Genomic DNA, 26568 nt, shown 5'->3' with positions numbered 1-26568 from the left:
GCATACCTTAAAACGGGAAGAGCACCGGGATCAGCAGGACGCAGACCACCATTACCAGCACGGTAAAGGGCACGCCAATCTTTACAAAGTCGCTGAAGGAATACTTACCCGGGCCAAGCACCAGGGTGTTGACCGGCGAGGAGACCGGGGTCATAAACGCCGCCGAAGCCGCCATCGCCACCACCATGGCAAAGGGATAGGGCGACACGCCCATCGACTTCGCCGCCGCTAAGGCAATAGGCGCCATCAGCACTGCGGTGGCCGTGTTAGAGATAAACAGGCCTATCGCCGCGCACATCACAAACAGGCAGCCGAGCATCAGATAAGGCCCCTCGCCTCCGGCAACGTCCATCAGTCCCTTGACCACCAGATCCACCCCACCGGTTTTCTGCAAGGCCAGGGCAAACGGCATCATCCCGACAATCAGAATAATGCTCGGCCAGTGGATCGCCTTGTAGGCACTTTCGGCGTTGATGCAGCGGAATTTGCCCATCAGCAGACAGGCGATGATCGCGGCGATAGGGTTGGGGATTTCATCCGTCAGCATCAGGGCCACCATCAGCACCAGACAGAAAATCGCGTGCGGAGCCTGGCTGTGGGCCGGCGAAGCGTCATCGACCTCAACCGGCATATTGAGCACCACGAAATCCCGACCGCGCTTCGCCAGCAGAGCAATTTGCCGCCAGTTGCCGACCACCAGCAGGATATCGCCGAGTTGCAGCGGCTCATCGACCACGGAACCATCCATCGCTTTGCCATCGCGCTTCATGCCGACGATATTGAGACCAAACCGGGTGCGGAAGGCTATCTCACGCACCGTTTTGCCTATCATCTCTGAATCCGGGATCAGCGCCACCTCCGCCATCCCCACATCCAGCGCCTGATCGGCAAAATACTCGCCGCGCAGCACCATCGGCTCGAGCATTTGCTCGCCGCAGAACTGGCGCAGGTCGACATCGGAGGCGGACATATCGATCAGCAGGACGTCGCGGGCGCGAAATTCCGATACCCCGTTGACGTTAACAATCACCCGACGGAACCGCCGCCAGCGCTCAACGCCGATGACGTTGGCACAGTAGCGCTCACGCAGCTTTAAATCATCCAGCCGCTGACCGATCATCGGCGAACCGGGTCTGATCGCCAGCCGGCGGGCGCGGCCGGTGAGGTGATATTCGCGAATCAAATCGCGGAAGGTGCTTCTTTTTCGTCCATCGCGCGCGGATTCGCCATTATCCGTCTTCAGCATAAAGCGCACCGCCAGCATATAGACGATGCCCAGGATCAGCACCACCAGGCCAATCGGCGTGACGCTGAAAAAACTGAAGCCGTGCAGCCCTTCGCGCAGCAGTTCGCTGTTGACCACCAGGTTGGGCGGCGTGGCCACCAGGGTCATCATCCCGCTGATAAGCCCGGCAAAGCTCAGCGGCATCATCAGCCGCGAGGGGGAGGTATTCATCCGCGCCGAGACGCTAAGGACCACCGGAATGAAAATGGCGACCACGCCGGTGGAGCTCATAAACGCGCCCAGCCCGGCGACGGTGAGCATCAGGTAGATCAGCATTTTGGTTTCGCTGTTGCCTGCTACGCTCACCAGCCAGGCGCCCATCTTGGTGGCTACCCCGGTACGCACGAGGCCGTCGCCGATAATAAACAGGGCGGCAATCAGGATCACGTTAGGATCGCTGAACCCGGAAAAAGCTTCGGTCAGCGTCAGCGTGCCGCTGAGGACAAAGGCGACAATGACCATCAGGGCGATAGCATCCATGCGCACCTTGCCGGTAGCAAACAGCACAACCGCGATGGCCAGGAGGGATAAAACCCAAATCAATTCACCGTTCACAACGTTTCCTTGTCACAAGTGGGAGTCGACATAGTGGCATAAAAAAGCCCCGACGACGCGGGGCGAAATCATGGGTTTACGCTTTAAGACGCACATTCACCACGCCGTCGGCCTGGCGTTCAACCAGCAGATCTTCCAGGCTGCTCAGCACGAGGTCGGCTTCATCCAGACGGGGGGCATCGGCAGGCACCTTGACCGCGATGGAGCGACAGCCTGCCGTCAGCCCGGAGAGCAGCCCCGCCGGCGCATCTTCCACCACCGCGCACTCCCCGGCAGGCAGCCCCAGCCGCTCGGCGCCCAGCAGATAGGCGTCCGGCGCCGGCTTGCCGTGCTTCACTTGCTCAGCGGTGACAAACACCTCCGGCATCGGCAGGCCCGCCGCGCGGTGACGCGCGTGCGCAACCGGAATCGAGCCGGAGGTGACAATCGCCCACGGGATCCCAGCCTCATTGAGCGAATTCAGCAGGGCTAACGCCCCCGGCAGGGCGACGATGCCTTCGATATCAGTGGCTTCCATCTGCTCGAGATAACGGAATTCGGCCTGGATATCCTCCTCGCTGCGACCCGGCATAAAATGGCGAATGGAGGTAATGGCCTGCTTGCCGTGAATAAAACTGAGAATTTCATCATGGTCGATGGCGAAACGATCCCCCCACTTGCACCATGAACGCTCCACCACCGGTAAGGAATCCACCAGCGTCCCGTCTAAATCGAACAGGAAACCTTTACACTGCACGGGCACCTCCCTCAGGCATTGATGATTTGGTTAATTTCGTTACTGCTCAGATGATACTGGCGCGGGCAGGCGTGCCAGACGCTCAGCATCCGCTGATATTTCTCCCACATCGGGGTCTGCGAGTTAAAGCCATGGGTACCGGCGTCAAAGTGGCTGTAACGGCCTTCAACATTGACCATAAAGCGCACGTAGCCGAGAAAACGCGCTTCGGTGGCGGCATCAAAGCCGAGGAAGGTGACCCGACGCTCGTCGATACCCTCCGCGTCTTTCAGGTTGGTCCAGGAGACGTGTAGCGCGTGGTACATCTCCATGATGTCGATAACGGTACGGCAGGTTTCTTCCGTCAACTGGCCGAACTCGCGGTCCAGTTCACGCATCTGCAGCCCATACCCACGCTCAATGATGGTCTGCAGACGACGGTAGCGCTCCGCATTGTCCGGGTCGAGCATCGTCATCATTTTGTACTGATTGGATAAAATCAGACGCTGCGCATTGGTCATTTCCATGTTGTGACTCCTGTAGCACGGTAGGGCGTGAAATAAAGAAGGCGCATAAATCATGCGCCTTCTTTTATATGCGTTTTCCGTAGTGAATTACAAATCATCAAGGAAAGTTTTATCGAGTTGTTTGAAGGCGCGCTTAAGCGTGTCAGCCAGCGCCTGATAATCGGGCTTGCCTTCGACAGGCGCCAGCGCCTGCCCCGCCTCCTGCAGTTTGCCGCGTACTTCGTAGAACCAGTTAAGAATGGAAGGCGGCAGCGGCGTCACTGAACGTTTACCCAACCACCATAACCCCTGCATCGGCAGGCTCAATGCAAACAGCGCGGTGGCCACGGCGGGACCCAGCTGGCCGCCCAGCGCTATCTGCCAGCAGAGGGTGAAAATGGCGATCGGCGGCATGATGCGGATGGCGTAGCGGGTGGCACGAATGATGCGGTTTTCGATAAATACCGGCGCGAGGCGCTTGTCGAGAGGCCAGGTCTTGGCGTAGTGCTGCCCGCGGTTGAACAAGCTAAAGAAGCTAACGGGGCGTTTCTCAGGGGTCGACATGGCTTTACCTCAACTTTACATATAAAACTTAAAAAATTCGTGCAAAACACCAACTATGCATGACATCGTTCAAAAGATTTTGGCAAAGGATGCCGCAATCAGGTATCCTGTGCCCGCCTGAAAGGGCGGATAGACTCTTTTGCCAGGCTAGTCAAATTATCGCATATTCTGCCATTGGCTGAAAATTATGCAAAATGGCATAAAATCAAATGTACTTATCTCATCGTGCCTGAAAACAGAACAAGGCATGATGTTAATCATAAATGTCGAGGTCATCCTGCGCTACGCTAATGACACACTGACGTTTTTTTAGCCACGTATCATAAAAAGGTACTTCCATGTCGAGTAAGTTAGTACTGGTTCTGAACTGCGGTAGCTCCTCTCTGAAATTTGCTATCCTTGACGCCGTGAACGGCGACGAATACCTGTCCGGTTTAGCGGAATGCTTCCACCTGCCGGAAGCCCGTATCAAATGGAAAATTGACGGCGGCAAACAAGAAGCCGAATTAGGCGCGGGCGCCGCGCACAGCGAAGCACTGAACTTTATCGTTAACACTATTCTGGCACAAAAACCAGAACTGTCTGCTCAGCTGACCGCAATCGGCCACCGTATCGTCCACGGCGGCGAAAAATACACCAGCTCCGTAGTCATCGACGAGTCCGTGATTCAGGGCATTAAAGACGCCGCGTCCTTCGCCCCGCTGCACAACCCGGCACACCTGATCGGCATCGCTGAAGCGCTGAAATCCTTCCCGCACCTGAAAGACAAAAACGTGGCAGTATTCGATACGGCGTTCCACCAGACCATGCCGGAAGAATCCTATCTCTACGCCCTGCCGTACAGCCTGTACAAAGAGCACGGCGTTCGTCGTTACGGCGCGCACGGCACCAGCCACTTCTACGTGACTCAGGAAGCCGCTAAGATCCTGAACAAGCCGGTTGAAGAGCTGAACATCATCACCTGCCACCTCGGCAACGGTGGTTCGGTTTCCGCTATTCGTAACGGCAAATGCGTTGACACCTCCATGGGTCTGACCCCGCTGGAAGGCCTGGTGATGGGTACCCGCTCCGGCGATATCGATCCGGCCATCATCTTCCATCTGCACGACACCCTGGGCATGAGCGTTGACGCCATCAACAAAATGCTGACCAAAGAGTCCGGCCTGCTGGGCCTGACCGAAGTCACCAGCGACTGCCGCTACGTGGAAGACAACTACCAGGAAAAAGCCGACGCTAAACGCGCGATGGACGTCTACTGCCACCGCCTGGCGAAATACATCGGCTCCTACACCGCGCTGATGGACGGCCGTCTCGACGCCGTGATCTTCACCGGTGGCATCGGTGAAAACGCCGCGATGGTGCGTGAGCTGTCGCTGGGCAAACTGGGCGTACTGGGCTTTGAAGTTGACCATGAGCGTAACCTGGCTGCCCGCTTCGGCAAGTCTGGCTTCATCAACAAAGAAGGCACCCGTCCAGCCGTGGTTATCCCGACCAACGAAGAGCTGGTCATCGCGCAAGACGCCAGCCGTCTGACCGCATAATTCCACACCGCCAGCCCTGACCCGCAATACTTCGAGCTGCAGGAAGGCGGCGACACAGCAGATCCCCGGCGCGTACAGCGCGTACGCGACCGGGGTGAGCAAGTAGAGCCAACGCACGTGCAACGTGGAGTATGACGGGTCGCTGGTGGTGCTGTTTTGTATCCCGCCTGATACTGGCGGTAACGAAAGAGGATATACCGTGTCCCGTACTATCATGTTAATTCCTACCGGTACCAGCGTAGGCCTGACCAGCGTCAGCCTCGGTGTGATCCGCGCTATGGAACGCAAAGGCGTTCGTCTGAGCGTCTTTAAACCTATCGCCCAGCCGCGCTCCGGCGGCGATGCCCCGGACCAGACCACCACCATCGTTCGCGCCAGCTCCTCCACCACCACCGCTGCTGAACCGCTGAAGATGAACCACGTTGAGTCTCTGCTCTCCAGCAATCAGAAAGATGTGCTGATGGAAGAGATCATCGCCAACTACCACGCGAACACTCAGGACGCGGAAGTGGTACTGGTGGAAGGCCTGGTGCCGACCCGTAAGCATCAGTTCGCCCAGGCGCTGAACTTTGAAATCGCCAAAACCCTGAACGCGGAAATCGTCTTCGTGATGTCGCAGGGCACTGATACGCCAGAACAGCTGAACGAGCGTATTGAACTGACCCGCAACAGCTTTGGCGGCGCGAAAAACACCAGCATCACCGGCGTTATCATCAACAAACTGAATGCGCCGGTCGACGAGCAGGGCCGTACCCGTCCTGACCTGTCAGAAATCTTCGACGACTCATCCAAAGCGAAAGTCGTGAAGATCGACCCGGCTCAGCTGCAAAACGGCAGCGCGCTGCCCGTGCTGGGCGCCGTACCGTGGAGCTTCGATCTGATCGCCACCCGCGCGATCGACATGGCCCATCACCTGAATGCGACCATCATCAACGAAGGCGACATCAACACCCGCCGCGTCAAATCCGTGACCTTCTGCGCGCGCAGCATCCCGCACATGCTGGAGCACTTCCGCGCGGGCTCGCTGCTGGTGACCTCCGCAGATCGTCCTGACGTGCTGGTTGCCGCCTGCCTGGCTGCGATGAACGGCGTGGAAATCGGCGCCATCCTGCTGACCGGCGGCTATGAAATGGACGCGCGCATCAGCAAGCTGTGCGAACGCGCCTTCGCCACCGGCCTGCCGGTATTCATGGTCAACACCAACACCTGGCAGACCTCCCTGAGCCTGCAGAGCTTCAACCTCGAAGTACCGGTTGACGATCACGAGCGCATTGAGAAAGTTCAGGAATACGTCGCCAACTACATCAACGCCGACTGGATCGAATCGCTGACCGCGACCTCCGAGCGCAGCCGTCGTCTCTCCCCGCCAGCCTTCCGCTACCAGCTGACCGAGCTGGCGCGCAAAGCCGGCAAACGCGTGGTTCTGCCGGAAGGCGACGAGCCGCGTACCGTGAAAGCCGCCGCTATCTGCGCCGAACGCGGGATCGCCACCTGTGTGCTGCTAGGTAACCCGGATGAGATCAACCGTGTTGCGGCAGCGCAGGGCGTTGAGCTGGGCGCCGGTATCGAAATCGTCGACCCGGAAGTGGTACGCGAAAGCTACGTGGCTCGCCTGGTCGAACTGCGTAAGAGCAAGGGCATGACCGAAGCGGTCGCCCGCGAGCAGCTGGAAGATAACGTGGTTCTCGGCACCCTGATGCTGGAACAAGACGAAGTCGACGGCCTGGTGTCCGGCGCGGTACACACCACCGCCAACACCATTCGTCCGCCGCTGCAGCTGATCAAAACCGCACCGGGCAGCTCGCTGGTCTCTTCTGTGTTCTTCATGCTGCTGCCGGAACAGGTTTACGTTTACGGCGACTGCGCGATCAACCCGGATCCGACCGCAGAGCAGCTGGCGGAAATCGCGATTCAGTCCGCTGACTCCGCGATTGCCTTCGGCATCGAACCGCGCGTGGCGATGCTCTCCTACTCCACCGGTACTTCCGGCGCGGGTAGCGATGTAGAAAAAGTCCGCGAAGCGACCCGCCTGGCGCAGGAAAAACGTCCTGACCTGATGATCGACGGTCCGCTGCAGTATGACGCCGCGGTGATGGCTGACGTCGCGAAATCCAAAGCGCCGAACTCGCCGGTAGCTGGCCGCGCGACCGTGTTCATCTTCCCGGATCTGAACACCGGTAACACCACTTACAAAGCGGTACAGCGCTCTGCCGACCTGATCTCCATCGGGCCGATGCTGCAGGGTATGCGCAAGCCGGTCAACGATCTGTCTCGTGGCGCGCTGGTAGACGATATCGTCTACACCATCGCACTGACCGCGATCCAGTCAGCTCAGCAGCAGAAGTAATCGCTCGCTGAGAGAAAAGCAAAAGGCAGCCAGATGGCTGCCTTTTTTTGTCAGGAGGCGAACAGCGTTTGCTGCCACGCGTTCGCGCGATTATTCGCGCTCGCTCTCTTCCGCGTCATCATACTCGTTACCGGCGTTGCGGGTCATCCACAGCGCCAGCGCTTTCAGGGAGTCGGGCGTGAACTCATCGCAGCGGGCGGTGATCTCTTCCGGCGTTAACCAGCACACCTCGCTTACCTCTTCTTCCTGCAGGGCAAACGGCCCGTGGGAAACGCAGCTGAACAGGCTTCCCCAGACGCGGCAGAATTTATCTTCGTAGTAGAACTGGCCGTGATCGGCGAACGGCACCCCGGCGATGCCTAACTCCTCTTCCGCCTCGCGGCGGGCCGACTCCAGCAATTGCTCATCAGCCTGCACGACGCCGCCGGCGGTGGCATCCAGCATGCCCGGATGAAAGTCTTTTGTCTCGGTGCGTCGCTGCACCAGAATTTTCCCCATTCCGTCGTGAACGACGATATAGGTCGCCCGGTGGCGCAGGCACTGCGCGCGCATCTGCTCGCGGCTGGACTGTGCTATCACCTCATTGTTTTCATTAACAATATCGACCCATTCTGTGCTTGCCAAATGATTCTGTTCCGCCATCAGGAAACCTTACTTTAAAAGCGCTCTTGCGGCGCGTCTTTATGATTGAGGGCTAAATTACGGGTAAATTGCGACCTCTGCAATAACCTGATTATCATTGAGTGCTAAAACCTGCAGACGCCCCTCATCCAGTAGCCCATAGCTGGCGGAATATCCCCCTTTCGGGATACTCACTGAGCCTGGATTAAACAGAGAGATCGCCCCGCGTTTTTCAGCAACCGGAATATGAGTATGGCCATACGCCAGGACATCGCCAGCGGCAAGTGGCGGCAAATTGTCCGGGCTATACAGATGACCGTGGGTCAGAAACAGGCGATAGCCTTCGCCAAGCACCTGCTGCCAGGGTGCGGTCATGGGAAAACGAAGCAGCATTTGATCCACTTCGCTGTCGCAGTTACCGCGGACGGCAATGATGCGCTCCGCCACGCTGTTCAGCCGCTCGGCCACCTCCGCCGGCGCATAGCCTTCCGGCAACGCGTTGCGCGGTCCGTGATTAAGCACATCGCCGAGGATGATCAGCCACCTGGCGCCACTTTGCGCGAAACGTTCAAGCACGCGTTCCGTGGCGGGCAGCGAACCATGAATATCGGAGGCAAACATCAGCTTCATAGGTTCCATCTCCACTGGTTACGATGCCTCTATGATAGCGGAAGCGCAGCGGGTTATCAGCCTCCGCGTTTGGCGGAAAGCGCCACGTAACGCTGGATTGAGGCCCGCTGCCACTGGAACGCCGCATAATCCGCCAGCGCCTCCGGCACCTCATCGCCATTGAGAACCAGACGATTGAGCATCAGCGCCAGGTCGGCGTCGGCAATAGACCATTCGCCGAATAAATTTTGCCCGCCGTGGGCCAGCAGTGTGGTCGCGGTGGCAAACAGTTTTTCCGCCGACCGCTTGCCTGCCTCGCTGAGCGCCGGCATTTTCACTCCGCCAAACACCACGGCGGTGGATCGCTCTTCACGAATGGGCACCAGATCGCTGCGCAGCCAGGCCTGGATCTGCCGGGCGCGGGCCCGCTTTTGCAGATCGTGTGGATAAAGGCGCTCCCACTCAGGCGGCGCGAAACGTTCATCCAGATATTCGGTAATCGCCGAAGACTCGCTCAGCGCGAAATCGTCAACCTCAAGCAGCGGTACGCGACGGGTGGCGGCATAGCCCGTCCAGCCGGCCTGCAGATGTTCGCCGCGGTTCAGGTCGATGGTTTTAAGGCTAAAAGGCAGGCTCTTTTCCTGCAGCGCGACATAGACAGACATCACGTACGGTGAGAAAAAATCGGCATCGGACCACAGGGTAATCACAGGCTGGCTCATAGCTTCCTCAGGGTTGGTAGACAGGGCAATAAACCAACATAGCCTGTCTTACAGGCGATGTCACTGCTCGCCCGCTGCGTGGCTGGCGACAGACCGACGCGCCGCTCGCGGATTTTCTCCCGGGTCGCGCAGCTTCACCTATACTCGATCAGTTTGCGACCCACGACGGCGGGAAATATTATGATCGATCTCTACTATGCGCCCACCCCAAACGGCCACAAAATCACCCTCTTTCTCGAAGAGGCGCAGCTGGCTTATCGGCTAATCCGGGTCGATATCGGTAAAGGGGAGCAGTTTCATCCGCAGTTTCTGGCGATTTCGCCGAATAACAAAATTCCGGCTATCGTCGACCACATGCCTGCCGACGGCGGCGCGCCGTTGAGCGTCTTTGAGTCCGGCGCCATTCTGCTCTATCTGGCGGAAAAAAGCGGCAAGCTGCTGAGCGGGGAGCTGCGGGCGCGCTATACCACCCTGCAGTGGCTGTTCTGGCAGGTCGGCGGCCTGGGACCGATGCTGGGGCAAAATCAGCATTTTTCCCACTCAGCGCCGCAAACCGTGCCCTACGCGATTGAGCGTTTTCAGGTGGAAACCCAGCGACTCTACGGGGTACTGAATCACCGACTGGGATCCAGCCCGTGGCTGGGCGGGGACCACTACAGCATCGCCGACATCGCCGCCTGGCCCTGGGTGAACTGCCATGTCCGCCAGCGGATCGATCTGGCGAACTATCCGGCGGTGCATAACTGGTATGAGCGCATTAAGCAGCGGCCGGCGACAGTGGAAGCGATGCTAAAAATTCAGTCTTATTAACCCCCTGCTCGCCCGTCGCGCTTTGTTGTATGATTGCAGGACTTACACCACGGAGGAAGCCTGCAATGTCTCAACCAGACGCCATTATTCGTATTAAGAACCTGCGCCTGCGTACTTTTATTGGTATTAAAGAGGAAGAGATCGCCAACCGCCAGGACGTGGTGGTGAATGTGGCCATTCACTACCCTGCCGATAAAGCGCGCGACAGCGAGGACATTAATGATGCGTTGAACTACCGCACCATTACCAAACGCATCATCAGCCATCTTGAGAATGGTCGTTTTTCACTGCTGGAAAAATTAACTCAGGATGTGCTGAATATCGCATGCGAACATCACTGGGTCACATATGCTGAAGTGGAGATCGATAAACTTCACGCGTTGCGCTATGCCGACTCGGTATCCATGACCATGAGCTGGCGGCGCTAACCATGTCAGAGAGGTGGTATGAAGATCCTGCTTACTGGTGGTACCGGCCTGATTGGCCGACATCTGATACCCAGATTGCTGGAGCTCGGGCATAGCGTCACGGTCTCCACCCGGCATCCGGATACCGCCCGCGCCCGTCTCGATCCGCGCGTCACGCTGTGGCGCGATTTCGAGGGCCATCACCACCTCAATGACATCGATGCCGTCATCAATCTGGCGGGCGAGCCCATCGCCGATAAACGCTGGACCGCCGAACAGAAACAGCGCTTATGCCATAGTCGCTGGGATCTCACTCAGCGGTTGGTGGGCCTGATCCACGCCAGCGACACCCCTCCCTCCGTGCTGATCAGCGGGTCAGCCACCGGCTATTACGGCGACCTCGGCGAAGTGGTGGTGACCGAAGAAGAGCCGCCGCACAATGAGTTTACCCATAAGCTCTGCGCCCGCTGGGAGCAAATTGCCTGCGAAGCGCAAAGCGAGCGCACTCGCGTCTGTCTGCTGCGCACCGGCGTGGTACTGGCGCCGCGGGGCGGTATTCTCGGCAAAATGACCCCAGCCTTTAAGCTCGGCCTCGGCGGGCCTATCGGCAGCGGCAGACAGTACCTGGCCTGGATCCATATCGACGATATGGTTAACGGCATTCTGTGGCTGCTGGATAACGATCTGCGCGGCCCGTTCAATATGGTTTCGCCCTATCCCGTGCATAACGAGCAGTTCGCCCACGCGCTGGGTCATGCGCTCAATCGACCGGCGATTTTCCGCGTCCCCGCCGCCGCCATCCGCCTGCTGATGGGCGAATCCGCCGTCCTGGTGCTCGGCGGTCAGCGCGCGCTGCCTAAGCGGCTGGAAGCCGCCGGCTTCGCCTTCCGCTGGTACGATCTCGACGAAGCGCTAAAGGATGTGCTGAGTTAATGGCTGACAAGGGGGGGCATTGGCTCCCCTGATTCCATTCTGCTGGCTAATGCCCCACGCCAGGATGGTCTCAGCCTGGCGCTGCAGCGTCGCCCTATCCCGGGCAACCCGCGCCCTGAAGCGCCTGAGTTCATCGACAGCGGGCCGGTTCGCCGGTGTTAACAGGCGGAGTAAAGTGCTAAGGTAGGCCTTTCCTTCTTTGTATTGACTGCTTTATGACGACCATCACCACGCCTCGCCTTTCGCTTACCCGCTTTGTTACCGATGACTGGCCCTTTTTTCTGCGCCTGCGCCAGGATCCGCAGGTGATGCGTTTTATGGGCGAAATGTTAAGCGAGGAGGCGTTGCGCAGCGTGTTCGCCAGTCGCTGCGCCGATCCCGGCGTGTATGTTCTGCGTAATCAGCGCGGCGATGCGCTGGGCGATATTGGGCTTCGCGTCAGCCCTAAAAATCCGCACGAGGCCGACGTCGGCTATGCGCTGCTGCCCGAGGCTCAGGGAAAAGGGTATGCCAGCGAAGCGCTGCAGGCGATCTGCGATTATGGTTTCAGTACGCTGGGGGTGCGGGCTATCAATGCCTGGGTTTTGGCAGAGAATCGTGGCTCATCGCGCCTGCTGGAGAAGCAGGGCTTTGTACGCACGCAGGTGCTGGAGAAAGCCTATCATCTGAACGGCGTCGATTACGATGACTGGATCTACCGGCTGGAGCGTGGATCCCACCCGGCGCCCGCGGACGCCGGGTGAGCCGTTTATTTCAGCGAACCTTTCAGAAACTGCTGCAGGCGCGGGCTTTTCGGCGCGCCGAACAGCGCGTCCGGATGCCCTTCTTCTTCAATTTTTCCCTGATGCAGGAAAATGACATGCGAAGAGACGTGGCGGGCAAAGCCCATTTCGTGGGTCACCACCACCATGGTTTTCCCCTCTTCCGCCAGCTGCTGCATAATGCGTAACACTTCGCCCACCAGCTCCGGATCCAGCGCGGAGGTCGGCTCATCAAACAGCAGCACCTCCGGCTCCATCGCCAGCGCGCGGGCAATAGAGACACGCTGCTGCTGGCCGCCGGAAAGATGCACCGGGTATTTCGCCTGCTGACGTTCGTCTATCCCGACCTTGGCCAGGTATTTTACCGCCCGTTCGCGCGCTTCCTGTTTGCTTAAGCCCAGCACCTGAATCGGCGCCTCCATGACGTTCTCCAGCACCGTCATATGGCTCCACAGATTGAAATGCTGAAACACCATGGTCAACCGGGTGCGCAGCAGGCGCAGCTGGTTCTTGTCGGCTACCTTCAGCTGGCCGTCTTTATCCCGTACCAGGCCAATATTCTGGCCGCTGACGACGATCGTGCCTTCGCTCGGTTTTTCAAGGAAGTTAATACAACGCAAAAAGGTACTTTTCCCGGAACCCGATGAACCGATGATACTGATAACGTCCCCGGCTTTCGCCTGCAGCGAGACGCCCTTCAGCACCTCGTGTTCCCCATAGCGTTTATGCAGATCGATAACGTTTAATTTATTGTCGGACATGGCGTTCTCAATGCGTTGAAGAAGGTTTGATATGCTGCAACCAGCGCTTTTCCGCTTTGCGGAACAAGCTAATCAGCACATACGAGATAATTAAATAGAGCACCGCGGCGATGCCGAAGGCGGTGAACGGCTGATAGGTGGCCGAGTTGATATCGCGGGCGATTTTCAGCAGATCCGGCACCGTGGCGGTAAACGCCAGCGCCGTTGAGTGCAGCATCAGGATCACTTCGTTACTGTAGGCCGGCAGCGCAATCCGCAGCGCGGAAGGCAGGATGATGCAGCGGTACAGTTTGACCGAAGAGAAGCCGTAGGCCCGCGCCGCTTCAATTTCGCCCGCCGGTACCGAGCGGATCGCGCCGGCGAAAATTTCGGTGGTATAGGCGCAGGTGTTCAGGGTCAGCGCCAGCACCGTACAGTTTAACCCGCTGCGGAAAAAGGCGTTCAGCAGTTCAGTGCCTTTGACGATTTCCAGGGTGTACATGCCGGAGTAAAAGACCAATAGCTGCACGTACAGCGGCGTGCCGCGAAATATGTAAGTAAACAGCCAGATGGGAAACTGGATGAACTTATTGCTCGAAACGCGGCCGATTGCCAGAAAGACCGCCAGGATGCCCCCCATGACCACCGAAGAGATCAGCAACCATAAGGTAATCGCCACGCCGGTAAAGCGATACCCGTCGGTCCACAGCAGTGATTTCCAGTACTCCTGAATAATTTCAATCACAGGTCAGCCCTCTTCACGCCAACGGTATAGCGGCGTTCGAGCAGCAGCAGTACGCCATTAGACAGGGTGGTAAACACCAGATAAATCAGGCCGCAGACGATGGCGAAGTAGAACGGCTGCCAGGTGCTTTTGCCCGCCAGCTGCGTGGCTTTGACCACATCCTCCAGCCCCAGCAGCGAGACCAGCGCCGTCGCCTTGAGGATAACCTGCCAGTTGTTGCCGATCCCCGGCAGCGCGTAGCGCATCATCGCCGGGAACAGGATGCGCCGGAACGTCTGCCCGCCGCTGAAGCCAAAGGCGGTGGCCGCTTCGATATGCCCCTTCGGCACCGCCAGGTAGGCGCCGCGGAAGGTTTCCGTAAAATAGGCGCCATAGATAAAGCCAAGGGTAATTATCCCGGCGATCATCGGGTCAATATCAAACTGCGACATGCCCAACGCGTCGGTGACGCTGTTGAGCGCAATCTGCAGGCCGTAGAAAATCAACAGCATCAGCACCAGGTCGGGGACGCCGCGGATCAGTGTGGTATAGCCTTCAAACACCAGCGCCAGAGGACGGTTGCTCGATAGCTTTGCGCCCGCGCCCGCCAGCCCGATCAGGACGGCGAGAACGACCGAGCTGAGCGCAAGCTCCAGGGTGACGAGCGCACCCTGCAAAATAACCTGTGAAAACCCATACAGCATGCTGCCTACCCTGTCTGTCATCCACCACTGCGCGTGAATCGGACGCGCAGTGGTGAGGCGTGAGAATTATTCGCCGTATACGTTAAAATCGAAATATTTTTTCGCCAGCTTGTCGTAGGTGCCGTCCTTACGCATCTCTGCAAACGCCTTATTCAGCGCTTCACGCAGTTCGTTGTCTTCCTTACGCAGCCCCATACCGGTGCCGACGCCGAACAGCTTTTCGTCTTTAATCGACGGACCGCCAAACTGGTAATCTTTACCGATAGGCTGTTTCAGGAACCCTTCGCTGGCCGCGACCTCATCCTGGAAAGCGGCATCAATACGGCCGGCGGTCAGGTCGGAATAGATATTGTCCTGTCCCTGATAGGAGACAATCTCGATACCTTTCGGCGCCCAGTGCTCATTACCATAAGTTTCCTGCGTCGTGCCCTGCAGCACGCCCACGCGCTTCCCCTTCAGGGTGGCGAGGTCCGGCGTCACGGGGCTGCCCTTTTTCACCACCAGACGCGAATCAGCCGCATACAGTTTGTCGGTGAAAGCGATTTCCTGTTGACGCTTTTCGGTAATCGACAGCGAAGACATAATCGCGTCGATTTTCTTCGCTTTTAAAGAGGGGATCAGCGCATCCAGCGGGTTTTCCACAAAGGTACATTGGGTATTAATACGCTTACACAGCTCTTTTGCCAGATCGATATCAAAACCCACCAATTCCCCCTGCGCATTCTTCGATTCGAAGGGAGCATAAGTCGGATCGGTACCGATACGAATTTTTTGCGGAATAGCGGCAAAGACCGTGGAAACGCTGGAAAGGGCCAGCGCTAAAGAGAGAGACAACGCCAGTTTTTTCATAACTATCCTCGACAGACTGTCATTCTAACGGGTTTATTAGAACTATTAACACCAGTTATCGTGCCATTATTCGCCCCTTGAGGGCAAAGATTTATGCACCAGAAAGGCCATTTTTTTGCATCACAAACGCTTAACTATGCATTTTTTAGCCACAAAAGCGGCCGCCTTTGCACTAATATGATCCACAGCGTCTGGCGATGCACCTTTTCAGGGCTTTTACACGAGCATGGCGGCAGGCCCACCCGATAGCGCGGGCCTGCGGCAGTCTTAGTCGCCGTAGACGTTAAAATCGAAGTATTTCTTCGCCATTTTGTCGTAGGTGCCGTCTTTGCGCATCTCGCCCAGCGCTTTATCAAACGCGGCTTTCAGCTCGGCGTCGTCCTTACGCAGGCCGATACCGGTGCCGTCGCCAAAGTACTTTTTGTCTTTAACCGACGGGCCGGCGAAGGCGAAATCTTTCCCGGCGGGCTGTTTGAGGAAGCCTTCGCTGGCGGCGACTTCATCCTGCAGCGCCGCATCCAGACGACCCGCGGAGAGGTCGGAATAGATCAGGTCCTGGTTTTGATAGGCCACCACGTCAACGCCCTGGCTGCGCCAGCGATCGTTAGCATAGGCTTCCTGCGTGGAGCCCTGCAGCACGCCGACGTGTTTACCTTTCAGCGCCTCCAGCGTCGGCTGGATCGGCGAGCCTTTGGCCGCGATCAGACGGGAGTCGGCGGCATAAAGCTTATCAGAGAAGGCGATCTCTTGCTGGCGCTTCTCGGTGATGGAGAGCGAGGAGATGATGGCGTCAATTTTCTTCGCCTTGAGGGAGGGGATCAGGGAGTCAAAATCACTGCCGACCCAGGTACATTTCACCTTAATACGAGAGCACAGTTCATTGCCTAAATCGATATCAAAGCCAACAAAGTCCCCTTTCGCGTCTTTCGACGAAAACGGCGCATAGGTCGCGTCAGTGCCAATGCGAATGCTCTGCGGCAGAGCAGCGAACACGCTGGCCGTGCTGCTCATTCCCACGAGTAAAGAGAGAGCCAGAATCGTCTTCTTCATACAGTACCCTTAAGTGTCGTGATGTGGTGCGTTGCTTGTTATGGTGATTGCCGAGCAATCCTGCAGTTTTTGTGCCATCTTCCCGGTGCGTGCCGGGAACAGGGTTAAATTTGTTAAAATAAAGTTGCAGGATTGTCTTAAAAGGGAAGATACCAGCATTACTGGCGAAACCGCAGCGCCTGAGCGCAAAAAGACGAAATAAATGTCGAGGATTTGATCGGGGCGACAAATTTGCACCACCGCAGCGCAAGCGTACATTTCGCGCACCTATTTGGTGCAATCCTGGGCCCCTTGCCAGCGAGTAAACAAGTCTTGTTCCAGGCTAATGTCGAACTGATCGAGCACCCGGTTGACGGTCTGGTTGATAACATCATCCAGGCTTTGCGGCCGATGGTAGAAGGCCGGCACCGGCGGCATAATCACCGCCCCCAGCTCCGCGGCCTGCACCAGCAGACGCAGATGGCCAAGATGGAACGGGGTCTCCCGCACGCAGAGCACAAGCGGACGACGCTCCTTCAGCACCACATCCGCCGCCCGCGTCAGCAGACCATCCGTGTAGCTATGGACAATACCCGAGAGCGTTTTCATTGAGCAGGGTAAAATCACCATCCCGGCGGTTTTAAACGAGCCGGAGGAGATGCTGGCGGCGATGTCGCGGGCATCATGCACCACATCAGCCAGCGCCTGTACTTCACGCACGGTAAAGTCGGTCTCCATCGCCAGCGTCTGGCGCGCCGCCTGGCTGAGGATCAAATGGGTTTCAATATCCGGCACATCCCGTAGCACCTGCAGCATCCGCACGCCATAGATGGCGCCGCTGGCGCCGGAAATGCCAATAATCAGTCGTTTCACGTTCAGTTACCCCTTGCGCGTCGTGCCGCAGACTTTGCCGGATTATAGCCGTTGGCGCAACCATTGACGCACGGTTGCCGGGCGAAAAAAAGGCCCGCCGTCCATCAGGAACGGCGGGCCCGCGACGCGCGAACGGCTTAACCCTCGTTGTGCATCTCGAGGTTTTCGACTTCGTTCTGCAGCTGAACCGCTTTGGCATCATCGTTACGCAGGGAATCGAGGTAGTCGAGGTACTGCTGGTCGACATCCCGGGTGACGTATACCCCGTTGAACACTGAGCATTCAAACTGCTGAATATCCGGATTTTCCGCGCGCACCGCTTCGATCAGATCGTTGAGATCCTGGAAAATCAGGCCATCGGCGCCGATGATCTGGCGGATCTCATCCACTTCGCGGCCATGGGCGATGAGTTCGTTGGCGGTCGGCATATCGATACCGTACACGTTCGGGAAACGAATTTCCGGCGCGGCTGAGGCCAGATACACTTTTTTCGCCCCTGCTTCGCGCGCCATCTCGATGATCTGCTCCGAGGTGGTGCCGCGGACGATGGAATCGTCCACCAGCAGCACGTTCTTATCGCGGAACTCCGCACGGTTGGCGTTGAGCTTGCGGCGCACAGACTTACGACGCAGCTGCTGACCCGGCATGATAAATGTGCGGCCGACGTAGCGGTTCTTCACGAAGCCCTGACGATAAGGCTTGTCAAGGATACGGGCGATCTCCAGCGCGATATCGCAGGAGGTCTCCGGGATCGGGATAACGACGTCAATATCCAGATCTTCCCACTCGCGGGCAATCTTTTCGCCAAGCTTAGTCCCCATATTGACGCGGGCGCTGTAGACGGAAATTTTGTCGATAAACGAGTCCGGACGGGCAAAATAGACATACTCGAACAGGCACGGGTTGCTGACCGGGTTATCGGCGCACTGACGGGTAAACAGCTGGCCCTTCTCGGTAATATAAACCGCTTCGCCCGGCGCCACATCGCGCAGGAATTCAAAGCCAAGGGTGTCAAGCGCCACGCTTTCCGAGGCCACCATATACTCGGTGCGGCCATCGCCTACGTCACGTTTGCCCAGCACCAGCGGACGAATGCCGTTCGGGTCGCGGAAGGCCACCATGCCATGACCGATGATCATCGCCACGCAAGCGTACGCGCCGCGGATCAGGCGGTTGGTCGCCGCAATCGCGGCAAAGATGTTGTCCGCTTCCAGTGGGTAGTGACGGAAGTTATCCAGCTCACTGGCGAAAATATTGAGGAGGATTTCGGAATCTGAGGTGGTATTGATATGGCGGCGTTTTTCTTCAAACAGCTTTTTACGCAGCTCATGGGCGTTGGTCAGGTTGCCGTTATGCGCCAACGTGATGCCATACGGCGAGTTGACGTAAAACGGCTGCGCTTCGGAGGCGCTGGAGCTGCCCGCCGTGGGGTAACGCACGTGGCCAATCCCCATATTGCCCTGCATACGCTGCATATGGCGGGCTTCGAATACGTCGCTTACCAGCCCGTTAGCCTTACGCAACCGGAAGCAGTTGTTGGCATCAATGGTGATGATGCCAGCGGCATCCTGTCCACGGTGCTGGAGCACCGTTAGCGCATCATAAATCGACTGGTTAACCGGCATAACACCGGCGATACCGACAATACCGCACATACGTCTTTTCCTCGTTCAGCAACGACCCAAAGTCTATACTTTAGGCAAGAAACTTGACGAGCTTTGCAGGTATTCAAAAAACCATCTGATGACGGGGGTAAAATAGGGAATAAACTGCGACTGCTGCCAGTCATCGCTCTTCGCCATCCCGGTAAAGGTGTCAAGGAAGAACAGGATAGCGGCGATGATCAGCACCCCACGTAGCGCGCCGAAGCAGATCCCCAATACCCTGTCGGTACCTGACAAACCGGTCTTCTCCACCAGCTGGCCTATCACATAGTTCACGATAGCGCCAACGATGAGCGTCACGATAAACAGCGCCGCAATAGCAATCCCATTTCGAACCCGTTCATCCTCAAAGCCCGTAAACCAGACAGACAGGTCAGCGTAGTAGTGGCTGGCGACATAAAACGCGCAACCCCACGTGACTAACGATAAAGCTTCGCGAACGAAGCCGCGGATCAGGCTGACCAGGCAAGAAAGACCCAGCACCGCCATAATGGCGTAATCAATCCAGACCATATACGTCCCACGATTTTACGCCCTGTCTTCCAGTTCGGGGCGCATTCTAACAGAAAAAGAAAACGTTTGCGTAGGGATTTCCTTGCCCTACAGAAATAAAAATGGCGCTGAAAAAACATTCAACGCCAGACTGCCTTTCGCCTCTTCAGGGCGGCTGAGACAGGGTTTGCGGGGCGTTTAGCCCCGCCGCGTTCTCTCCGCATGGCGGAAAAAAACCATCAGTTCGGGGTGAAGCCCATCACCACCCCGCTGAGCCCGGAGATCTGTTGCAGATCGCCCAACTGGCCCTTCAGCTTGTCTTTTGACGCATCCGGGCCGACGAGGATACGGGTAATTTTACCCTGTACCGGCGTCGAAGGCGACGTATAGACTTTGAAGCCCGATGCCCGTAGCTTACCGACGATCTCGTTCACCTTATCGGCGTTCTTCAACGCGCCCAGCTGGACCACATAGGCCTTGCCGGTCGGCGCCGGCAGGGCCGCCTGCTGCTGCGGTGGTTGCTGCTGCTGAGGCTTAGCCGGCGGAGGGGTAGGCGTCGCAGCCTGCTGTTGCGGCTTCGGCTGCGGCTTCGGCTGGGGTTTAGGCTGCGGTTTCGCGGCAACCACCGGCTCCTGAACGTCATCGAAGCTGTTGCTGTTCACCGGGATACGCGACGGATCTAACGATGGCGCAGCGGCATCGCCAGCCCGCACCTCCTCCGCCGCCCCTTCCGGCGGCTGCGAAGGCAGCGCCTGAGTCGCCGCCGGCAGCATATCAGGTTCATCGCGATCGCCGGGTTTCGGCACCAGCGGGATCGCGGCAAACTCATCCTGATAATGCTTTTTCTGCCCGTCCAGCAGCCCTGGCAGGATAATCACCCCCAGCGCCACCAGCACGATTGTCCCGACTAAACGGTTCTGAAACTTACTCGCCACCGATTCTCCCCGCGTCAATCTCTTCCATTACCTGCGCTACCGTGTGAAATGAACCACACACCAGCACTGTATCTTCCGCTTGAGCGTCAGCCATGGCCGCGCGCCATGCCTGCGCCACGCTGCTATAGACTGTGCCGCCACGCAAATGTTCCACCAGCTGCTCCGCCGTCGCCCCGCGCGGACCATCCAGCGGCGCGCAGTACCAGACGTCAACTTCCGGCGTCAGATTGGCCAGCGTACCGGCGATGTCCTTATCATGCAGCATACCAATAACCGCCAGCACGCGTCCCGTTTTCGCTAACGTTTTGAGACGCCCGGCGAGATAAGCCGCCGCGTGCGGGTTATGCGCCACATCGAGGATCACCCGCGGGGCGTCGCTGATAATCTGAAAGCGTCCCGGCAGCATCGCGTCGCGGATCCCCGCGCGCAGGATAGCGTCATCCACGGCAAGGCCGCTGGCGCGCAGCGCCGCCACGGCCGTGGCGGCATTCGGCAACGGCACCTGAGGCAGAGGCAGGCGGCTTAACGCCCCGCCCGCGTCGCGGAAGGACCATGTCTCGCCTTCCACCTCATAGCGCCAGTCGACGCCGCGGCGCTGGAGCAGCGCGCCTTTCTCGCGCGCCACTTCAGCAATGGTGTGCGGCATATCCGGCTCCCCTACCACCGCCGGTTTACCGGCACGGAAGATACCGGCTTTCTCCCGGCCGATACTGTCGCGATCCGGTCCCAGCCAGTCGGTATGATCGAGGGCGATGCTGGTGACCACGGCGACGTCGGCATCCACGATATTGGTAGCGTCGAGACGGCCGCCGAGGCCCACCTCCAGGATCACCACATCCAGCTGCGCCTGCTTAAACAACCATAGCGCAGAGAGCGTGCCGTACTCAAAATAGGTCAGCGAGATGTCGCCCCGCGCCGCTTCAATCTCCGCAAACGAGGCCGTATGCGCTGCCTCCGGCAGTTCCGCGCCCTGAATGCGCACGCGTTCGGTGTAGCGCACCAGATGCGGAGAGCTGTAGACCCCCACTTTATAGCCGGCCGCCATCAGGACCGTTTCCAGCGTGCGGCAGGTGGTGCCTTTGCCATTGGTGCCCGCGACCGTAAAGACGAACGGCGCCGGTTTGACGATATCCATCTGCCGCGCGACCTCGCTGACGCGCGCCAGCCCCAGGTCGATGGTTTTACTGTGCAGATGTTCCAGATAAGAAAGCCACGTAGCCAGGGGCGACGTGGCCTGAGGAATAGGATCTTTTTCCATGATGCCCGCAAGAATTGACGGTTAACGCGTTTGAATAAAAAAGGGCAGCGCCGCCAGGCCCTGCCCTCTGCTTTATCAGGCCTCGGGTTCCTGATCCGGTGCCGGCGGCACCACCACGCCTTCATGAGGCGTTTCCGAAGCGGCAACCGGCGCCGGCAGGTTCATCAGCTTCGCCAGAATGCTGGCCAGCTTGAGACGCATTTCCGGACGGCGAACGATCATATCGATCGCCCCTTTTTCAATCAGGAACTCACTGCGCTGGAATCCCGGCGGCAGCTTCTCACGTACGGTCTGCTCAATGACGCGAGGACCGGCAAAGCCGATCAGCGCTTTCGGCTCGGCAATGTTCAGGTCGCCCAGCATCGCAAAGCTCGCCGATACGCCGCCCATGGTCGGGTCGGTCAGCACAGAGATGTACGGTAATCCGCGCTCCTGCATTTTTGCCAGCGCCGCGGAGGTTTTCGCCATCTGCATCAGCGACATCAGCGCTTCCTGCATACGGGCGCCACCGGAGGCGGAGAAGCAGATCAGCGGGCAGTTATCTTCCAGCGCCTGCTCCACCGCGCGCACAAAGCGTGCGCCAACGACGGAACCCATCGATCCCCCCATAAAGGAGAATTCAAAGGCCGCGGCCACCACCGGCATCGCGTAGAGCGTACCTTTCATCACCACCAGCGCGTCTTTTTCGCCCGTCTCTTTTTGAGCGGACGCCAGGCGGTCTTTGTATTTTTTTGAATCGCGGAACTTCAGCACATCTTTTGGCTCAAGTTCGCTACCCAGTTCCACCAGGGAACCTTCATCCAACAGGCTATGCAGGCGATTACGCGCCGACATGCGCATATGGTGATCGCACTTAGGACAAACCTCCAGGTTGCGCTCCAGCTCGGCGCGGTAGAGTACCTGACCGCAGCTGTCGCACTTGGTCCATACACCCTCAGGAATGCTCGCCTTGCGGGTGGGAGTGATGTTGCTTTTAATTCGTTCAATCCAGCTCATTGATAACCTTTCTGCCTGAACCTGGTCGATGCCAGTTTTGTCGTAAGGGGCGCATAATGCCATTTTTGCCTCTTACAGACCATGAATGTTGCACATTAAATCATATCATCCCGGAACATGGGATAAAAAAGTGGTCAAACCGCTGCGCGTGACGCTCGTGCACCGTCACGCGCAACGCAGGCTAAACTACTTCGCCTGCTTCGCCGCCGCCCGCTTATGGCGAATAATCTCAATCACGCCCGGCAGGACGGAAAGCACGATGATCGCCACGATCAGCAGCTTCAGGTTCTCCTGCACCACCGGCAGATCGCCAAACAGATAGCCGGCGTAGGTGAACAGCAGCACCCACAGCAGCGCCCCGACGACGTTATAGGCCGCAAAATGACGATAGGACATATGCCCCATTCCCGCCACAAACGGCGCGAAGGTTCGGACTATCGGCACAAAGCGCGCCAGGATAATGGTTTTTCCGCCGTGACGTTCGTAGAAGCTATGGGTTTTATCCAGATAGCTGCGACGGAAAATCTTCGAGTTCGGGTTGCTGAACAGCTTTTCGCCGAAAAGCCGGCCAATGGTGTAGTTGACCGCATCGCCGACGATAGCCGCGATGACCATCAGCAATACCATCAGGTGGACATTCAGATCGTTGGTGGGCAGGGCCGAGAGCGCGCCCGCGACGAACAGCAGGGAATCCCCCGGCAGGAACGGCGTTACCACCAGCCCGGTTTCGCAGAACAGAATCAAAAACAGAATGGCATAAACCCAGACGCCATACTGGGCGACCAGCTCGGCCAGGTGCACATCAATATGCAGGATGAAATCAATTAAAAAGTGAATCAAGTCCATGTTTGTCTTTACCCTTAATGACCCTATTAGTCCGCCAGAAACAGCGGGCCCATTGGCAGCACCGGTAAATCATAATGGGCCGGGTAATCCACCGACACCAGATACAACCCTTCCGCTTTTGCCGTTGCCGCAGCGAGCGTCCTGTCTTTTGCTGCCAGCAGTTCTGCCATCCAGCTCTCCGGCTGGTTTCCGGCCCCGATTTCCATCAGGCTGCCCACAATATTCCTGACCATATGATGTACAAAGGCATTCGCTTTGATATCCACCACCACATAAGCGCCGTAGCGGGTAACGTTAATATGCATCACGTTGCGCCACGGGGTACGCGACTGGCACTGCACCGCGCGAAACGAGGTAAAGTCATTCTCCCCCAGCAGACACTGTGCGGCACGCTGCATGCGCGCGGCGTCGAGCGGCTGGTGAAAATGCGTGACGCCCTGACTTAATACCGCCGGACGCAGGCGATGATTATAGATGACGTAACGATAGCGGCGCGCCGTGGCGCTGAACCGGGCGTGAAAATCCGCCGGGACATGTTTGACCCAACGCACCGCGATGTCACCAGGTAAATTCGCATTTACCCCCAGCGTCCAGGCGGCATCTTTACGCTGCGCCCGGGTTTCGAAATGCACCACCTGGCCGGTGCCATGGACACCGGCGTCGGTGCGGCCAGCGCAAAAGACGGTAATGGGTTCGTTCGCCACCTGCGAGAGCGCCTTTTCCAGCTTCTCCTGCACGCTGCGTACTTCGTTTTGCCGCTGCCAGCCGTAATATTTGCTACCGTCGTACTCGATGCCCAGCGCGATTTTACAGACCGGCTGTTGCTCCATCTCAGACATCAGTACAGGTACTCCTCAATCAACTTCTCGGCGATCTTCACCGCCATCAGCGCGCCGCCGAAGCGGACGTTATCCGCCACCGACCAGAACTGGACTTGCTCCGGCATGCCGTAATCATTATGCACGCAGCCGATGGAGAGACGGGCGTTGCCGGAGGCGTCGCCAACCTGAGTGGGGAATCCGCCCTCTTCAGAAAGTTCGATCTCCTCGCCGCGGGTAAAGGCGTCACGCGCCTCTTCCGCCGCCAGCGGACGCATCGCTTCAAAGTTCACCATCTGCGCATGGCCGTAGAAGACCGGCGACTGGACGACGCTGGCGGAGATCATCAGCCCGTCATCCTGAAGAATTTTGCGCGCTTCATCGACGATACGGCGCTCTTCGCGCACGCTACCTTCACGATCCGGCAGCAGCGGCAGCATGTTGAAGGCCAGCTGGCGGCCAAAGAAATCGTCTTCATCGATGGGGATGCCGTTCAGCAGCTTGGCGCTCTGCCCTGCCAGCGCATCCACCGCTTTTTTCCCCTGCCCAGAGGCGGAGAGCAGGTTAGTGACGCTAATGCGCGACAGTCCACCCTGATCGATAAGCGGCTTCAGCGCCGTCAGCAGCTGGCTGGTCAAACTATTGGGCACCGCAATCAGATTGCGGTTGCGGTAATCGCCTAACACGAACGGGTTCACGTCCGGCACCACCAGCGGTACGTCCGGCTCCAGCGCAAACAGGCCGCTGAGATCGATAACCAGACATCCGGCGTTTGTCGCATCTTCGACATACGCTGCGCTGGCTTCGACGCCTGCGGCAAAGAAAGCCAGCTGGGCCTGGGTCCAGTCAAACTCGGCGGCGTCCTTGACGATCACCGACTTGCCACCAAAACGCAGATGTTCGCCCGCGCTTTCGTTGCGCGCCAGAGCAAAAATCTCCCCCACCGGGAACTGGCGTTCAGCGAGAGTTTCGAGCAGGGCTTCGCCTACGGCGCCCGTTGCGCCCAGTACGGCAATATTCCAGCCTTCAGACATGGTGGTTTACTCCAGAAATAAAGCGGCCCTGCCGGAGTATCCGGCAGGGGCATTAAGAAGACATTAACGAACAGGATGATGCACGGCGTTAAAACCGAGCTGGCGCAACAGCGTCGCCGCCTGCTCATCGCTGCACTGCACGTACAGCGAAGACCATTCGCGACGTTCCTGATAATTTTTACGCAGCTTGTCGAATTCACCGGCGACGCCCGCCACCTTCCGCAGCGGCGCATCATCGCGGCGCACATCATACACCAAATGAACCAGTCTTTTCAGCGTCGGCTGATCGAGCGGGCCATGCAGGGTGATGCGGCCAAACTCCGGGGCCGGCAGCAGGGTATCCAGCGCCACCTGCTGCGGATGACCGATAAAGGCGCTATAGGCTTCGAATACCTGCGTCGTCCCGCGCGCCTTCCCTTCAAGGGTGTAGCCGGCGATATGCGCCGTGCCGATATCCACCCGCTTGAGAAGCGCTATGTTGAGATCCGGCTCCGGCTCCCAAACGTCCAGCACCACGCTCAGGGACTGACCGGCTTCCAGGCGTTTCAGCAACGCGGCGTTATCCACCACCGGCCCGCGGCAGGCGTTGATCAAAATCGTTCCGGGCTTCAGGCGGCTAATCAGCGCCTCATCCGCCAGATGCAACGTTTTATATTGTCCTTCTTTATACAGCGGGGTATGGAAGGTGAGGACATCGGCCTGCTGGACCAGATCGTCAAGGGAGCGGAAGTCGCCTTCGTCGCCGCGGTCAGCGCGCGGCGGATCGCAGAGCAGAGTTTTGATGCCCAGCGCCTCCAGACGCTTTTGCAGTCGCCCGCCGACGTTACCGACGCCGACAATCCCGACGGTGCGATCGCGCAGCGAGAAGCCGTCACGTTCGGCCAGCATCAGCAGCGATGAAAAGACATACTCCACCACCGCAATGGCGTTGCAGCCTGGCGCCGCGGAGAAACCAATCCCCGCCTGCTGCAGCCACGCCTGATCGACATGATCGGTGCCTGCGGTCGCGGTGCCGACGAACCTGATGGCCTTGCCGGCAAGCAATGCTTCATTGACCCGGGTGACCGAGCGCACCATTAAGGCATCCGCATCGGTCAGGGCATCGGCCGGGACCGGGCGGCCCGGGATCGCCTGCACGTCGCCTAAACGGCTAAAAAGCTCACGGGCATAGGGCATATTTTCATCAACGAGGATTTTCACAGTTCAGTACCTGTCTGAGAACGAGAGTTA

30 protein-coding genes are annotated in these 26568 nt (G+C 58.2%); 7 read left to right on the top strand and 23 right to left on the bottom strand.

The features are described 5' to 3' along the window. Nucleotides 1–7: 7 nt before the first annotated feature. The 4 genes from MKR05_RS17195 to yfbV form a co-directional block, all read right to left on the bottom strand. Nucleotides 8–1840 carry an SLC13 family permease gene (locus MKR05_RS17195; RefSeq protein ID WP_044524269.1) on the bottom strand — a complete coding sequence of 611 codons (1833 nt, stop codon included), beginning with the start codon at nt 1838–1840 and terminating at the stop codon, nt 8–10. A 76-nt stretch (nt 1841–1916) separates the two neighbouring features. After that, a complete protein-coding gene (locus tag MKR05_RS17190) occupies nt 1917–2576 on the bottom strand; it encodes a sugar phosphatase (RefSeq protein ID WP_064157276.1) in 660 nt (219 codons plus the stop codon). Between the two features lie 11 nt (nt 2577–2587). Next, complete coding sequence (locus MKR05_RS17185) at nt 2588–3082, bottom strand: YfbU family protein (protein ID WP_023290515.1); 495 nt, start codon at nt 3080–3082, stop codon at nt 2588–2590. Nucleotides 3083–3169: 87 nt separating this feature from the next. Then, entirely contained in the window at nt 3170–3625 is a 456-nt protein-coding gene (gene yfbV, locus MKR05_RS17180) for a terminus macrodomain insulation protein YfbV (RefSeq protein ID WP_002913194.1), read from the bottom strand. Between the two features lie 338 nt (nt 3626–3963). On the opposite strand from yfbV, the gene ackA reads away from it, so the two are divergent. Further along, the gene (gene ackA, locus MKR05_RS17175; protein WP_008803940.1) at nt 3964–5166 is read left to right on the top strand and encodes an acetate kinase; all 1203 of its coding nucleotides are present in this window, start codon (nt 3964–3966) and stop codon (nt 5164–5166) included. 199 nt (nt 5167–5365) lie between these two features. Beyond that, complete coding sequence (gene pta / locus MKR05_RS17170; protein WP_032453599.1) at nt 5366–7513, top strand: phosphate acetyltransferase; 2148 nt, start codon at nt 5366–5368, stop codon at nt 7511–7513. Nucleotides 7514–7603: 90 nt separating this feature from the next. Here pta and yfcD read toward each other — a convergent pair whose 3' ends face one another. The 3 genes from yfcD to yfcF are packed head-to-tail and all read right to left on the bottom strand — an operon-like array spanning nt 7604 to nt 9465. Further along, nucleotides 7604–8155, bottom strand: a complete 552-nt coding sequence (yfcD, locus tag MKR05_RS17165) for an NUDIX hydrolase YfcD (protein WP_002913197.1) — start codon at nt 8153–8155, stop codon at nt 7604–7606. A gap of 57 nt (nt 8156–8212) precedes the next feature. Then, nucleotides 8213–8764 (bottom strand): phosphodiesterase, encoded by a 552-nt coding sequence (gene yfcE, locus MKR05_RS17160; RefSeq protein WP_023290517.1) that lies wholly within the window; start codon nt 8762–8764, stop codon nt 8213–8215. Between the two features lie 56 nt (nt 8765–8820). Beyond that, complete coding sequence (gene yfcF, locus MKR05_RS17155) at nt 8821–9465, bottom strand: glutathione transferase (RefSeq protein WP_032453600.1); 645 nt, start codon at nt 9463–9465, stop codon at nt 8821–8823. 180 nt (nt 9466–9645) lie between these two features. Here yfcF and yfcG point away from each other — a divergent pair, with 180 nt between their 5' ends. The 3 genes from yfcG (at nt 9646) to MKR05_RS17140 (ending at nt 11615) form a co-directional block, all read left to right on the top strand. Further along, complete coding sequence (gene yfcG, locus MKR05_RS17150; RefSeq protein ID WP_023290519.1) at nt 9646–10275, top strand: GSH-dependent disulfide bond oxidoreductase; 630 nt, start codon at nt 9646–9648, stop codon at nt 10273–10275. A 65-nt stretch (nt 10276–10340) separates the two neighbouring features. After that, a complete protein-coding gene (gene folX, locus MKR05_RS17145; RefSeq protein WP_002913200.1) occupies nt 10341–10703 on the top strand; it encodes a dihydroneopterin triphosphate 2'-epimerase in 363 nt (120 codons plus the stop codon). An 18-nt stretch (nt 10704–10721) separates the two neighbouring features. Continuing rightward, the gene (locus MKR05_RS17140; protein ID WP_017899519.1) at nt 10722–11615 is read left to right on the top strand and encodes a TIGR01777 family oxidoreductase; all 894 of its coding nucleotides are present in this window, start codon (nt 10722–10724) and stop codon (nt 11613–11615) included. On the opposite strand, the gene MKR05_RS17135 is transcribed toward MKR05_RS17140, so the two are convergent. Next, entirely contained in the window at nt 11595–11702 is a 108-nt protein-coding gene (locus MKR05_RS17135) for a hypothetical protein (protein WP_032429195.1), read from the bottom strand. The genes MKR05_RS17140 and MKR05_RS17135 overlap by 21 nt on opposite strands. Nucleotides 11703–11830: 128 nt before the next feature. On the opposite strand from MKR05_RS17135, the gene MKR05_RS17130 reads away from it, so the two are divergent. Continuing rightward, nucleotides 11831–12358, top strand: a complete 528-nt coding sequence (locus tag MKR05_RS17130) for a GNAT family N-acetyltransferase (RefSeq protein WP_044524272.1) — start codon at nt 11831–11833, stop codon at nt 12356–12358. Nucleotides 12359–12363: 5 nt separating this feature from the next. On the opposite strand, the gene hisP is transcribed toward MKR05_RS17130, so the two are convergent. The 5 genes from hisP to argT form a co-directional block, all read right to left on the bottom strand. Further along, the gene (hisP, locus tag MKR05_RS17125) at nt 12364–13137 is read right to left on the bottom strand and encodes a histidine ABC transporter ATP-binding protein HisP (RefSeq protein ID WP_002913206.1); all 774 of its coding nucleotides are present in this window, start codon (nt 13135–13137) and stop codon (nt 12364–12366) included. A 7-nt stretch (nt 13138–13144) separates the two neighbouring features. After that, nucleotides 13145–13861, bottom strand: a complete 717-nt coding sequence (gene hisM / locus MKR05_RS17120) for a histidine ABC transporter permease HisM (protein WP_002913207.1) — start codon at nt 13859–13861, stop codon at nt 13145–13147. After that, on the bottom strand, nt 13858–14544 hold the full coding sequence (locus MKR05_RS17115; protein WP_023290521.1) for a histidine ABC transporter permease HisQ: 687 nt from the start codon (nt 14542–14544) through the stop codon (nt 13858–13860). Before MKR05_RS17115 ends, hisM begins: the two co-directional genes overlap by 4 nt. A 66-nt stretch (nt 14545–14610) precedes the next feature. Continuing rightward, the gene (gene hisJ, locus MKR05_RS17110) at nt 14611–15393 is read right to left on the bottom strand and encodes a histidine ABC transporter substrate-binding protein HisJ (protein ID WP_002913209.1); all 783 of its coding nucleotides are present in this window, start codon (nt 15391–15393) and stop codon (nt 14611–14613) included. A 267-nt stretch (nt 15394–15660) separates the two neighbouring features. Further along, a complete protein-coding gene (gene argT, locus MKR05_RS17105; protein WP_004180753.1) occupies nt 15661–16443 on the bottom strand; it encodes a lysine/arginine/ornithine ABC transporter substrate-binding protein ArgT in 783 nt (260 codons plus the stop codon). A gap of 40 nt (nt 16444–16483) precedes the next feature. Between argT and MKR05_RS17100 the strand changes: the two genes are divergently transcribed. Then, nucleotides 16484–16645, top strand: coding sequence for a hypothetical protein (locus MKR05_RS17100; protein ID WP_032424512.1), 162 nt, complete (start codon nt 16484–16486; stop codon nt 16643–16645). A 65-nt stretch (nt 16646–16710) separates the two neighbouring features. Here MKR05_RS17100 and MKR05_RS17095 read toward each other — a convergent pair whose 3' ends face one another. The 10 genes from MKR05_RS17095 to pdxB form a co-directional block, all read right to left on the bottom strand. Beyond that, on the bottom strand, nt 16711–17295 hold the full coding sequence (locus tag MKR05_RS17095) for a UbiX family flavin prenyltransferase (RefSeq protein WP_023290522.1): 585 nt from the start codon (nt 17293–17295) through the stop codon (nt 16711–16713). 137 nt (nt 17296–17432) lie between these two features. Beyond that, a complete protein-coding gene (gene purF, locus MKR05_RS17090; RefSeq protein WP_004180758.1) occupies nt 17433–18950 on the bottom strand; it encodes an amidophosphoribosyltransferase in 1518 nt (505 codons plus the stop codon). Between the two features lie 33 nt (nt 18951–18983). Beyond that, nucleotides 18984–19472, bottom strand: a complete 489-nt coding sequence (gene cvpA / locus MKR05_RS17085; protein WP_023290523.1) for a colicin V production protein — start codon at nt 19470–19472, stop codon at nt 18984–18986. Between the two features lie 218 nt (nt 19473–19690). After that, nucleotides 19691–20386, bottom strand: coding sequence for a cell division protein DedD (gene dedD / locus MKR05_RS17080; protein WP_023290524.1), 696 nt, complete (start codon nt 20384–20386; stop codon nt 19691–19693). Continuing rightward, nucleotides 20376–21644, bottom strand: a complete 1269-nt coding sequence (folC, locus tag MKR05_RS17075) for a bifunctional tetrahydrofolate synthase/dihydrofolate synthase (protein WP_050533223.1) — start codon at nt 21642–21644, stop codon at nt 20376–20378. The genes dedD and folC overlap by 11 nt, the downstream gene beginning before the upstream one ends. A gap of 75 nt (nt 21645–21719) precedes the next feature. Then, complete coding sequence (accD, locus tag MKR05_RS17070) at nt 21720–22640, bottom strand: acetyl-CoA carboxylase, carboxyltransferase subunit beta (protein WP_004201773.1); 921 nt, start codon at nt 22638–22640, stop codon at nt 21720–21722. Between the two features lie 186 nt (nt 22641–22826). Next, entirely contained in the window at nt 22827–23486 is a 660-nt protein-coding gene (locus MKR05_RS17065) for a DedA family protein (protein ID WP_002913221.1), read from the bottom strand. Nucleotides 23487–23512: 26 nt separating this feature from the next. Next, nucleotides 23513–24325, bottom strand: a complete 813-nt coding sequence (gene truA, locus MKR05_RS17060) for a tRNA pseudouridine(38-40) synthase TruA (protein WP_032453605.1) — start codon at nt 24323–24325, stop codon at nt 23513–23515. Next, entirely contained in the window at nt 24325–25338 is a 1014-nt protein-coding gene (locus MKR05_RS17055) for an aspartate-semialdehyde dehydrogenase (RefSeq protein ID WP_284118395.1), read from the bottom strand. Before MKR05_RS17055 ends, truA begins: the two co-directional genes overlap by 1 nt. A 63-nt stretch (nt 25339–25401) precedes the next feature. After that, the gene (gene pdxB, locus MKR05_RS17050; RefSeq protein ID WP_048297940.1) at nt 25402–26538 is read right to left on the bottom strand and encodes a 4-phosphoerythronate dehydrogenase PdxB; all 1137 of its coding nucleotides are present in this window, start codon (nt 26536–26538) and stop codon (nt 25402–25404) included. Between the last annotated feature and the right edge of the window lie 30 nt (nt 26539–26568).

This window comes from Klebsiella sp. K5-204 (assembly GCF_030128585.1).
In the GTDB taxonomy this organism is placed as follows: domain Bacteria; phylum Pseudomonadota; class Gammaproteobacteria; order Enterobacterales; family Enterobacteriaceae; genus Klebsiella; species Klebsiella quasipneumoniae.
The sequence above is the reverse complement of the archived record's forward strand: the minus strand, read 5'-3'. Positions and strand labels throughout refer to the sequence as shown.